At 36.2% G+C, this 12,163-nt stretch carries 11 protein-coding genes; 9 read left to right on the top strand and 2 right to left on the bottom strand.

What is annotated here, in order from left to right:
- Positions 1-4: 4 nt before the first annotated feature.
- The 3 genes from RV14_RS00215 to RV14_RS00225 all read left to right on the top strand — a co-directional run bounded on the left by RV14_RS00215 (position 5) and on the right by RV14_RS00225 (position 3,481).
- Positions 5-439, top strand: a complete 435-nt coding sequence (locus RV14_RS00215) for a LapA family protein (RefSeq protein ID WP_071854351.1) — start codon at positions 5-7, stop codon at positions 437-439.
- Positions 440-662: 223 nt separating this feature from the next.
- Entirely contained in the window at positions 663-2,969 is a 2,307-nt protein-coding gene (gene recJ, locus RV14_RS00220) for a single-stranded-DNA-specific exonuclease RecJ (RefSeq protein WP_071854352.1), read from the top strand.
- The gene (locus RV14_RS00225; protein WP_071854353.1) at positions 2,969-3,481 is read left to right on the top strand and encodes an adenine phosphoribosyltransferase; all 513 of its coding nucleotides are present in this window, start codon (positions 2,969-2,971) and stop codon (positions 3,479-3,481) included. Before recJ ends, RV14_RS00225 begins: the two co-directional genes overlap by 1 nt.
- Before the next feature lie 349 nt (positions 3,482-3,830).
- On the opposite strand, the gene RV14_RS00230 is transcribed toward RV14_RS00225, so the two are convergent.
- Both RV14_RS00230 and lexA read right to left on the bottom strand, forming a co-directional pair.
- Entirely contained in the window at positions 3,831-4,049 is a 219-nt protein-coding gene (locus RV14_RS00230; RefSeq protein WP_071854354.1) for a hypothetical protein, read from the bottom strand.
- Between the two features lie 407 nt (positions 4,050-4,456).
- A complete protein-coding gene (lexA, locus tag RV14_RS00235) occupies positions 4,457-5,080 on the bottom strand; it encodes a transcriptional repressor LexA (RefSeq protein WP_071854355.1) in 624 nt (207 codons plus the stop codon).
- Positions 5,081-5,226: 146 nt separating this feature from the next.
- Here lexA and RV14_RS00240 point away from each other — a divergent pair, with 146 nt between their 5' ends.
- The 6 genes from RV14_RS00240 (at position 5,227) to RV14_RS00265 (ending at position 12,158) form a co-directional block, all read left to right on the top strand.
- Positions 5,227-5,472: a DUF896 family protein gene (locus RV14_RS00240; protein ID WP_071854356.1), complete on the top strand. Its 246-nt coding sequence runs from the start codon at positions 5,227-5,229 to the stop codon at positions 5,470-5,472.
- Between the two features lie 107 nt (positions 5,473-5,579).
- Complete coding sequence (gene tkt, locus RV14_RS00245) at positions 5,580-7,574, top strand: transketolase (RefSeq protein ID WP_071854357.1); 1,995 nt, start codon at positions 5,580-5,582, stop codon at positions 7,572-7,574.
- A gap of 369 nt (positions 7,575-7,943) precedes the next feature.
- A complete protein-coding gene (locus RV14_RS00250; RefSeq protein ID WP_071854358.1) occupies positions 7,944-8,813 on the top strand; it encodes a glucosaminidase domain-containing protein in 870 nt (289 codons plus the stop codon).
- Positions 8,814-8,948: 135 nt separating this feature from the next.
- The gene (cysK, locus tag RV14_RS00255; protein ID WP_071854359.1) at positions 8,949-9,875 is read left to right on the top strand and encodes a cysteine synthase A; all 927 of its coding nucleotides are present in this window, start codon (positions 8,949-8,951) and stop codon (positions 9,873-9,875) included.
- Positions 9,876-10,048: 173 nt separating this feature from the next.
- Positions 10,049-10,522, top strand: coding sequence for a Fur family transcriptional regulator (locus RV14_RS00260; protein ID WP_071854360.1), 474 nt, complete (start codon positions 10,049-10,051; stop codon positions 10,520-10,522).
- Between the two features lie 283 nt (positions 10,523-10,805).
- The gene (locus RV14_RS00265; RefSeq protein WP_071854361.1) at positions 10,806-12,158 is read left to right on the top strand and encodes an NADH oxidase; all 1,353 of its coding nucleotides are present in this window, start codon (positions 10,806-10,808) and stop codon (positions 12,156-12,158) included.
- Positions 12,159-12,163 lie beyond the last annotated feature (5 nt).

The following is a 12,163-nucleotide window of genomic DNA, read 5'->3' on the forward strand; positions in this document are numbered from 1 at the left end:
AAAAATGAAAAAACAAAGTAGCGTATTTATCGGCTTCTTGCTGGTTTTGATTATCGTATTATTTGCAGTATTGAATAATAAAAATGTTCCAGTCAGTTTTGGGTTTGCGTCATTTTCTGCTCCATTGATTTTAGTTATTATCGGTTCAGCTATTATTGGTGCATTAATTGTTTTTGTTACAGCTTCAGCAACGTTATGGCAGCAAAAGAAACAAATCAAACAATTGACACAAGCGTTAACAGATAGTAAAACAAATCTTGAGCAAAAAATCACTGAAGCAAAAGAAAAACAGGAACGAGAATTTCGAAATGAACGTGCACAGTTAGAGGCCGCTTATCAAGCAGAAATACAAGCAACGAAAAAACTGTTGCAGCAAGCACAAACAACCGCGGATCAAGAGAGCGTTTCGGCAAAGCAAAGCTATAATTATTTTGATTAATTCAACAAGTCATAACTTATTATTTTAAGTAAAAATGTGTAAATAAGTAAGAAGAGTTGGTTTTCTCAAAACAGTGGATTAACTATTTATTTAAGCAATTTTCCCCTTTAAAAGTTAGTAAAAAGTATTGCTTTTTTGGGGATTTTTTTTTGTTGTTTTTACTCTCTTTCTTCTTTTTTTTAAACTTTTCCTTTGCTATAATAACTAGGTTAGGAGTGAGTAAGTGAGACAAGCAATTTATGACTGGCAGTTAAAGGAATCAAAGCCTTCTGAAACTTTTCTGCAATTAGTCCAACAACAGAATTTATCGCCTTTTATTGGTAATTTACTTTGGCAGCGAGGGTATCGCAAAGAAACAGAGCTGCAACGATTTTTAAATCCTAAAAAACAAGAACTCCATGATCCTTACTTGATGTATGATATGGATAAAGCTGTTGCTCGGATTCAAAAAGCTGTAATTAATGGAGAGAAAATCTTAATTTATGGTGATTATGATGCAGATGGCATTACAAGCACTACGGTAATGAAAGAAACGTTGGAACTGTTAGGAGCAAATATCGAAACTTTTTTGCCTAACCGATTTGTTCATGGATATGGACCGAATAAAACGGTTTATAAAGAAAAAATCGAATTAGGAATTCAACTAATCATTACAGTAGATAACGGGGTTGCCGGAAATGAAGCAGTAGCTTATGCACAGCACGCTGGGGTGGATGTGATCATCACGGATCATCATGAATTGCCTAGTTTACTGCCAGAAGCGTATGCAATTGTTCATCCTCGTCATCCGCAAGGAAATTACCCGTTTAAGGATTTAGCAGGTGTGGGAGTTGCTTTTAAATTAGCTACTGCTTTATTAGAAGAACCGCCCGCTGAATTTTTAGATCTAGTTGCAATTGGAACGATTGCCGACTTGGTCTCTATGACTGGGGAAAATCGGACACTCGTAGCGCTTGGATTAGAAATGATCAGGCAATCAGAGCGTATTGGATTGCAAACTTTGTTTACTGAAAGTGGTTTAACAATAAAAGAAGTGGATGAAACGATGGTTGGATTTTCGATTGCTCCACGATTAAATGCGATTGGTCGTATGAGCGACCCCAATCCGGCTGTTGAAATGTTGGCTACTTTTGATGAATCAGTAGCAACCTCCATTGCTAAAAAACTAACCGCCATTAACGAGGAAAGAAAGTTAGTTGTTGAAAAAATCACTCAAGAAGCTTTAACGATGATTGATGAAACAAATCAAATTCACCTTTTAGCTGCTCCTGATTGGCATGAAGGAGTGCTGGGAATTGTCGCCGGAAAAATCATGAATCAAACGGGTAAACCAACTATTGTTTTAACGATTAAAGAAGATGGAACAGCAAAAGGTTCGGGACGCAGCGTAGAAGCGTTAAATTTTTATGAAATGTTGGCGACGATGCGTGAGTTGTTTACCTTGTTTGGTGGTCACCACGCAGCTGTGGGTTTAACGATGCCTAAAACTAATCTTAAAGCATTGCAAGAACGTATGAATCGTTATATTGTTGAGAAAGCCATTGATTTGTCAAAAGGGACAGCATTAATAATTGATGAAACACTTATGACTCAAGATGTAACAGTTGACTTGATTGAAGAATTAAAATTATTAGCACCATATGGAACGGATAATCCTGTACCTATCTTCTTGTTTCATCAAGTATTTGCTAAGAATGTGAAAAAAATTGGAGTCAATCAACAACATTTAAAATTTACGCTAATAGAAGATGCTCATCAATTAGAGGCAATAGCTTTTGGATTGGGTAATCAAGAAAGCGAGATGTTAAACGATCCGATCGATGTTGTTGGCACGCTTTCGATCAATGAATGGAATGGTCGAAAAAAACCACAGTTGAGGGTTGCCGATTTTATTGTGAAAGGTTTTCAACTTTTTGATTGGCGTTCAAAAAGTTATCGCAAACAAGTAATAAAGGAAAAAGATACGCTTTACCTTGCTTTTGAAAAACAATCTGTAAAAGAATTAAATGAAAAAATTCAAGAGTTTGTGGTGGTTTTTGAAGATATTTCACAAATTCAAAAGCTACTAAAAGCTCAGGAGTACCATTCATTACTAGTAGTTGATAGTCCAGATGATTTACTAATTTTGAAAGAGATTTTAGCAATTGGTTCATTTGATCGAATGTATTTGTTAGGAATTTCTCCTGATGAAGCTTATTTGACTGGTGTTGGCTCTAGAGAACAATATGCAAAGTTATTTCAATTGATCCATTCTCAAGAAAGAATTGACATACGGTATAAATTAGCGGCGATTGCCCAGCATTTAGAAATACCATCTAAATTGTTGATTTTTATGATTCAAGTGTTTTTTGAATTAAAATTTGTTACAATAGAGGACGGCATTTTAAAAAAAGTTGCTCATCCTAAAAGCCGTCCATTGAGTGAAAGTGAGCGTTATCAGCAACGAATAAAAAAAATTAAAGTCGAGGAATTTTTACTATTAAGTGATATTCCGACGATTAAAAAAAGGTTTCTAGGAGGAGACAAATAGTGGATTTAAAAAAATATATTGCGAGCATTCCTGATTATCCATCAAAAGGAATTATTTTTCGTGACATCTCACCGCTTATGGCGGATGGAGAAGCCTACAGAGAAGCAACAAAACAAATTGTTTATTATGCAAAAGAAAAACGAATTGATATGGTTGTAGGACCAGAAGCGCGTGGATTTATCGTTGGTTGTCCTGTCGCTTATGAATTAGGTGTAGGTTTTGCTCCAGTACGCAAAAAAGGGAAACTACCTCGTGAAACCATTGAAGTAGCTTACGGTCTGGAATATGGAACGGATACGTTGACTCTTCATAAAGATGCTATTCAACCTGGACAAAGAGTGTTGATTTGTGATGATCTATTAGCAACGGGAGGAACGATTAAAGCAACAATCGACTTAGTCGAAGAATTAGGCGGCATTGTTGTCGGTTGTGCCTTTTTAATTGAACTAATGGATTTAAATGGTCGTAAAAAAATTTACGGTTATGACATGATTACTTTAATGGAATATTAAAATGTTTAATAAGTAAAAGCAGCCAAAAGACAGTAATATTAGCAAGCACATGTGAAATAAGGGAAAATATCAGTTGTTGATGCTTTCCACTTTAACTTCACATGTGTTTTTTGTATGTTAATCTTTATAAATGAAGGAATCCATTTTTTAAACTTTTTTCAAAGAAGTTTTCGAAAAAAAGTGGGTAACAATGAATATTTTTGACAAATAGAAAATAAAATTGTTCAGGTTGATTGTTTAGTTTTATTTAAGAACTCAAAGTAAACAGTATTTTTTCCAACATGAATTCTTTTACCTTCTCCCTTAACACTTGGTTTGTTGTTACCCTTGCTTTTTGCTCGCTTATGGATTAGGAATGTCTAGAATGATAATAGGATTCGCGATAAAAAGGGTCTTCATGAATCCTATGCTGTTCAGACTGACGGTATTTCTTTTCATCCCATAACATAAACCATAAAGTAAATAACGGAGTAAATACTAACAATGCTGGTCGTATACCAAAATTACCAATAATAATACCTGAGAATAATACCATTAATACTAAGCCAAGACGTCTCATTGATTTCATGATTTCTCACCTCATTTGTTTATGCGAACAAAAGTTCGTATAAACAGTATACGAACTTTTGTTCGTTTTGTAAAGAGGAAAGAAGAAAAAGATGAAAAAAGCTCAGAAAATGCAGCCTTCATTTAAAATTAGACTTTCTATGATAAATAGTTGAATTTATTTTGTTTTTTCGTTTTCATTTAAAGGAAAAGATATGATTGTAACAACACAAAAGAAAAAAATTTAAAACTGTTTACAAAGTACACCATTGACTTAAGTATGGGACATGGAGAACGTTTTTTTTCAATTTAGGAAGGATATTTCGTGTTGTATATTTAGAAGTCGTTTTAAGAGGCTGAAACGAGTTTTGTTCCAGCCTCCTGTAATTGCAATATTGTAGTGTTAGGAAAATCGATGAGCAAAAAATTTTAATGAATGTGACTGCGGTACAATCCCACTACACGGCCTAAGATCGTGACTTGGTCTAAAATGATCGGTTCAAGCAGGTCGTTTTCTGGTTGCAAGCGAAAATGATTTTTTTCTTTATAGAAACGTTTGCAGGTTGCTTCGTCTTCTGCTGTCATTGCAATAACAATGTCACCATTTTGTGCAGTTTCTTGTTTTCGTACGATGACGTTATCTCCATCTAAGATGCCTGCATTGATCATACTTTCCCCGCGAATAGTCAACATGAACAAGCTTCCTTCTTCAGAAGAAAGATTAGGAGGGAGGGGGAAAAAGTCGGATGCTTCTTCTACAGCTAAAATAGGTTCTCCAGCAGTTACTACACCAAGAAGTGGAATAGTGGAGGGTTTAATGCCGATTTTAGCTAATCCTTGCTTGGTTAATTCGATTGCTCGAGGTTTTGTCGGATCTCGCTGAATGAATCCTTTTTTTTCGAGCCGAGCAAGATGACCGTGAACGGTAGAAGTAGAAGAAAGTTGAACTGCTTCGCCAATTTCACGTACAGTTGGTGGGTAGCCTTTTTGAGATACTTGTTCGTGAATATATCGTAAGACTTCGATTTGTCTAGTTTCAGTTTTTCGGGCCACAAGGTACACCTTCTTTCAATTAATAATTAAATATTACCATATAAAATTGCATATTTCAAACAGATGTTCGTATTTGAATTGGTTTATCTAGTTGTTTTTTTTTACTTTTTTATATAATATGAAATAGAGTAAAAGGAGGGATGACTGTGTTATCATCTGAAAAAATTGCACGCATTAACGAACTGGCTCAAAAAAAGAAAGAAGAGGGCTTGACAGAAAAAGAAAAAAAAGAGCAAGCAGTGTTAAGACAAGAATATTTAACTGCTTTTCGTTCTGGAATGCGACACCATATTGAAGGGATGAAAATCGTAGATCCTGAAGGCAATGATGTTACTCCAAAAAAATTAAAAGAAATTCAAAAAGAAAAAGGCTTACATCGTCGGGAAATATAGTTTCAGTAAAAAGTACTAAAAAATATTGCTTTTTCCAGACATATCGACTAAACTTAGTAAGTGAGAAATAAAGGTAAAAAAAACCTAAAATAATAGGAGGGGTTATTTTGTTCGACAAAATTGACCAACTTGGTGTGAACACGATTCGGACATTAAGTATTGAAGCAGTGCAAAAAGCAAATTCAGGTCATCCGGGTTTACCGATGGGAGCAGCACCAATGGCGTATGCGCTATGGACCAGACATTTAAAAGTGAATCCAACAACTTCAAAAAATTGGATAGACCGCGATCGTTTTGTTTTATCAGCAGGACACGGATCTGCTATGCTATACAGTTTGTTGCATTTAGCAGGTTATCAAGTCTCAATGGATGACTTGAAACAATTCCGTCAATGGGGGTCAAAAACACCTGGTCATCCTGAAGTAAATCATACCGACGGGGTGGAAGCCACTACTGGTCCGCTTGGGCAAGGAATTGCTATGGCTGTTGGAATGGCTATGGCAGAAGCGCATTTAGCTGCAACATACAATAAAGAAGACTTCAAGATAGTGAATCATCATACTTATGCAATTTGTGGAGATGGCGACTTGATGGAAGGTGTTTCGCAAGAAGCAAGTTCTATGGCTGGTCACATGAAATTAGGAAAACTGATTGTTTTATATGATTCCAATGATATCTCATTGGATGGGCCTACTTCAAAAGCGTTTACTGAAAATGTCGGTGCACGTTATGAAGCATATGGTTGGCAACACCTTTTAGTAAAAGACGGTAATGATTTAGAAGCGATCTCTAAGGCGATCGAAGAAGCAAAAGCCGAAACAGAAAAACCAACATTAATCGAAGTAAAAACAGTGATCGGCTATGGTGCTCCTAAAGAAGGAACTTCTGCTGTTCATGGTGCGCCGATTGGTGAAGAAGGAATTAAAATGGCTAAAGCAGTGTACGGTTGGAACTATCCAGATTTTACTGTTCCAGATGAAGTCGCGCAACGATTCCATCAAACGATGGTTGAAGAAGGTCAAAAAGCAGAAAATAAATGGAATGAAATGTTTAAAAACTATAAATGCCTTTATCCAGAATTAGCGCAGCAATTCGAAGACGCCTTTGCAGGAAAATTACCTGAAAACTGGGACGCTGCACTTCCTTCTTATGAGGTAGGACAAAGCCAAGCAAGTCGTGTGTCAAGTAAAGAAGTTATTCAAGAACTATCAAAAGCTGTTCCAAGTTTCTGGGGAGGTTCAGCAGATTTATCCGGTTCTAACAATACGATGGTTACCGCCGATAAGGATTTTACCCCTGAACATTATGAAGGACGCAATATTTGGTTTGGAGTACGTGAATTTGCTATGGCAGCAGCAATGAATGGGATTCAGCTTCATGGTGGAACACGAATTTATGGCGGAACGTTTTTTGTGTTTGCAGATTATTTACGTCCAGCTATTCGTTTAGCGGCTATTCAAAACACCCCAGTTATTTACGTATTAACACATGATTCAGTTGCAGTCGGCGAAGATGGTCCTACACATGAACCAATCGAACAATTAGCTTCTGTAAGATGTATTCCGGGTGTTCATGTGATTCGTCCAGCAGATGGCAATGAGACGCGTGCAGCTTGGAAAGTGGCAATGGAATCGACAGATATTCCAACGATTTTAGTTTTAAGCCGTCAGAATCTGCCTGTTTTGCCAACTACTCAAGAAGTGGCAGATGAAATGGTGAAAAAAGGCGCCTATGTATTATCACCTGCTAAAAAAGATCTACCAGACGGAATTTTACTGGCTACAGGTTCTGAAGTTGATTTAGCAGTGAAAGCACAAAAAGAATTAGCAGAAGCCGGAAAAGACGTTTCTGTAGTATCAATGCCAAGTTTTGATTTGTTTGAAAAACAATCAGTAGAATATAAAGAAAGTGTACTGCCAAAAGAAGTAAAAAAACGTGTAGCAATTGAAGCGGCTGCTTCTTTTGGTTGGGAACGATACGTAGGAACGCATGGCGCAGCAATTACTATCGATCATTTTGGTGCTTCCGCTCCGGGAAATAAAATTTTAGAAGAATTTGGTTTTACAGTTGAACATGTTGTAGAAACGTTTAATCGTTTATAAAAATCTTTAGAGAAAGACCAAAAAAATCTTGCGAAAATAAGGAGAAAATTGTTAAGTCCTTTTTAATTTTGGTAATACGTGCCTGATGTAAAAGAAGGTGCTTCTACTTTCAATTTTGTCCAGAAGTTGCAAGGCAAAAGCAATCCGTGCTTTTGCCTTGCAACTTTTTTGGAAAAAATAATAAACAAAGTGCATGATAGATGATTACAAACGTTACTTACTGTTTCTTTAAGATTACATTCTCTTTACAAAAAAAGAAATAGTTAAGATTAGTTTGAGTTTCTAATAAATTAAAAGTATAATTCATTTAAGATTGTTTAAAGATAGAAAATTGATAAAAAGTTTTTTATTTTTTGAGGAGGAATTCGAATGCAAGAGCTGAAAACCCGCAGTGCCCGACACCAAAAGAATAAAAAAAATAAAGTAATGAATAAGAAGGCGATTGTTCCTTTAATGGGAACGACTCTTTTGGTTGGGCCGATGATGGTTACAGCAGCACCGCAAAATGTACGGGCAGACGAACAAGCCACACAAACTACAATGGATTCTCAAGCTTTTATTAATCAGATTGGCTGGGCAGCATCTGAAGTTGCCGCAAACAATGATTTATATGCGTCCGTGATGATTGCTCAAGCTTTGCTGGAAAGTGCTTATGGAACTTCTGGTTTAGCCAGTGCACCCAATTATAATTTATTTGGTGTAAAAGGAAGCTATGGCGGTCAGGTTGTTTACATGAATACAAAAGAATATATTAATGGGCAATGGGTCACGATGAATGAACCATTTCGTAAATACTCTTCTTATTGGGAATCTTTACAAGATCATGCCAATGTGTTGCGTTCTACTAGTTTTGCAACTGGAGATTATCATTATTCTGGCGTTTGGAAAAGCAATACCACGAGTTTCTATGATGCTACAGCTTATTTAACAGGACGCTATGCGACTGACCCCAGTTATGGTGTTAAATTAAACGCTTTGATTAATACGTATAATTTAACGAGATTTGATACACCTTCAACTGGATCAACGAACACAACGACTAGTACAACAATTACTTCAACTACCTCGACGACAACGACTGTTTCATCAAGCAGCAAACAGACTTATAAAGTCGTATCTGGTGACACTTTGTGGGATATTGCCCAAAAATTTGGCATGTCAGTAGATGACCTGATGGCTAAAAATGGCATGTCAATGTCTAATTATTCTTTATTAGTTGGCCAAGAGTTAAATATTTGACGCCGAAGTTAAAAGCAAAGAAAGACATTATTTTAATGCTTCTTTGCTTTTTTTGTGTGAAAAGACGAATTACTCGCCAAAAGTTTCTTATTTGTATTATCATGAATAAGAAACCATATAGAGGAGGAACCATAAATGACACAAATTTATCATTCCATTACTGAATTGATTGGACAAACCCCAATCGTTAAACTGCAACACTTGGTTCCAGAAGAATCGGCAGAAGTCTATGTAAAATTGGAATTTTTTAATCCCGGCGGCAGCGTGAAAGATCGCATTGCATTGAGCATGATTGAAAAAGCAGAAAATGACGGTCTTCTTAAACCGGGCGATACAATCATTGAGGCTACTTCTGGTAACACGGGAATAGGGTTAGCAATGGTAGGAGTTGCTAAAGGATATAAAGTGATTATTGTTATGCCTGAAACCATGAGTATTGAGCGTCGTCTTCTTATGAAAGGATACGGAGCTGAATTAATTTTAACGCCGGGAGCTCAAGGAATGGCTGGATCAATTAAAGAAGCTAGGCGTTTAGCAACTGAAAATGGCTATTTTCTTCCCCTTCAGTTTGAAAATCCAGCTAATCCAATGATTCATGAAAAAACGACGGGGCGTGAAATTCAAGAGGCATTTGGCATCAATGGGTTAGACACTTTCGTGGCTGGTATCGGTACAGGAGGAACGATCTCAGGCGCTGGAAAAGAATTAAAAAGGATTTATCCGGAAATTGAAATCATCGGAGTCGAGCCGGCAGAATCAGCTATTTTAGAAGGGAAAGAAGCAGGTCCGCACAAAATTCAAGGAATTGGTGCAGGCTTTGTGCCTGACACTTTAGATCAAATGATTTATGATAAAGTAGTTGCTGTTACCAGCGATAACGCGATGACGATTGCTAGAAAGGTTGGAACAGCAGAAGGAATTTTGGTGGGCATCTCTTCAGGGGCAGCAATTGCGGTGGCTCTTGAAGAAGCAAAAAGATTAGGCAAAGGCAAAAAAGTATTAGCGATGGTACCTGATAATGGCGAACGGTATTTGTCTACAACTTTGTATCAAGAAAAATAAGTGAAGACATAACAAAATTTTTATGATTAATGGACGTAGGTAGAAGCATTTGTTTCTTATTTACGTCTTTTTTCGTAACTTATAATTGATTTAGAAATTATTTTCATGAAAAGTAGATTTTAAAAAATAAAAATAGTATGATAAGACGAGAACAATAACGTGGGGTGTTAAAAATGGAAAACAAATTATTGGTAGAAGAAATCGTCGAAAAATTAAAAGAAGAAAACATTCGGATCACACCTCAGAGGTATGCAGTGTTAGAGTATTTGATTGAGCATCGGTCTCATCCAACAGCTGATGAAATTTATCGTGCTTTAGCGCCTCGTTTTCCTAATATGAGTGTGGCAACTGTTTATAATAATTTAAGATTGTTTACATCAATTGGTTTTGTACAGGAAATGAAGTATGGAGATGCCTCAAGCCGGTTTGATTTTAGTTCCAAACGCCATTATCATGTGATTTGCGAGAACTGTGGCAAGATTGTTGATTTTCATTATCCCGGATTAGAGGATGTTGAAATGGCAGCAAATCGCTTAACAGAATTTGAAATTAAAGAACATCGTTTAGAGTTATATGGACTATGTCCTGAGTGCCAAAAAGAAACAACAAATTTAGAAAATTTATCATCTGCGCAAGAGGAAAAATAACAAAAAAATTAGTTTGATTATATAGCCCCCAAAAAGAAATAAGGTTCAAAAATTCATTTTTTTTGGGGGTGAAAAAATTTTTTCTTTTTTTCACAAAGGAAAAAGAAAAAGTGACGTTATTCACAAGATGAAAGCGTTAAAATTGGTGTTTTTTTTGTCTAATGAATACGAAACAACAAATAGCAAGTGTTGAATTCACAAGCATAAAACTATTGTATCCGTTTTAATTTTTGATATAATGAGCCTTGTCGAAGGACAAATTGTTAATCGGAGGGATTCACATATGAAAGTTGTAGTAATTGGCTGCACACATGCAGGAACAGCAGCTGTAAAAAGTATCTTAAAAAACCACCCAGAAGCAGACGTTACTGTCTATGAGCGAAACGATAATATTTCCTTTTTATCATGCGGAATCGCATTATACGTTGGTGGTGTGGTAAAAGACCCGGCCGGTTTATTCTATTCTAATCCTGAAGAACTTGCTTCTTTAGGTGCAACTGTGAAAATGGAACATGATGTAACTGACGTAGATACTGAAAACAAAACTGTCACTGCCAAAAATTTAAAAACAGGCGAAGTTGAAACAGTTTCTTATGATAAATTAGTAATGACTACAGGTTCTTGGCCAATCATTCCGCCTATCAAAGGAATTGAATCAAAAAATATTTTATTGTGTAAAAACTATAACCAAGCAAATAAAATCATTGCCCAAGCAGAAGAAGCAAAACGTGTGGTGATTGTCGGTGGAGGTTACATTGGAATCGAATTAGTTGAAGCGTTTGTTGAATCAGGTAAACAAGTTACTTTGATTGATGGACTAGATCGGATTCTGAATAAATACCTTGACAAACCATTTACAGATGTATTGGAAAAAGAGTTAGTAGACCGAGGAGTTACCTTGGCTTTAGGCGAAAATGTCACTGAATTTATTGCAGATGAAGATGGAAAAGTAAAACAAGTGGCTACATCTAACGAAACGTTTGATGCAGATATGGTTATCCTTTGTGTAGGTTTTAGACCAAATACGACGTTGATCGAAGGAAAAGTAGATACATTGCCTAACGGAGCAATTAAAGTGAATGAATATATGCAAACAAGTAATCCGGACATATTTGCTGCTGGTGATTCTGCTGTTGTAAATTATAATCCAAGTGGTACGCAAAATTATATTCCATTAGCGACAAATGCTGTTCGTCAAGGGTTACTTGTAGGAAATAATTTAACTGAACATAAAGTGGCTTATCGTGGAACGCAAGGAACTTCTGGACTTTATCTATTTGGCTGGACAATCGGTTCAACTGGTGTAACTAAAGAAAGTGCGGCAATGAATAATTTAGAAGTACAGGCAACAATTTTTGAAGATAATTATCGTCCAGAATTTATGCCGACAAATGAAAAAGTCATGATGGAATTAGTATATGAAAAAGAAACAAAGCGTATTGTCGGTGCTCAATTTATGTCAAAATATGACATTACTCAGTCGGCAAACACGCTGTCGCTTGCTATTCAAAATAAAATGACCGTCGAAGATTTAGCAATTTCTGATTTCTTCTTCCAACCACATTTTGATCGCCCTTGGAACTACTTGAATTTGCTTGCACAAGCGGCACTTGAAGAAATGGAAACAGTGCAATAGTCTCT

Origin of the sequence: Enterococcus ratti, from assembly GCF_001886195.1 — a bacterium.
Classification (GTDB): domain Bacteria; phylum Bacillota; class Bacilli; order Lactobacillales; family Enterococcaceae; genus Enterococcus_B; species Enterococcus_B ratti.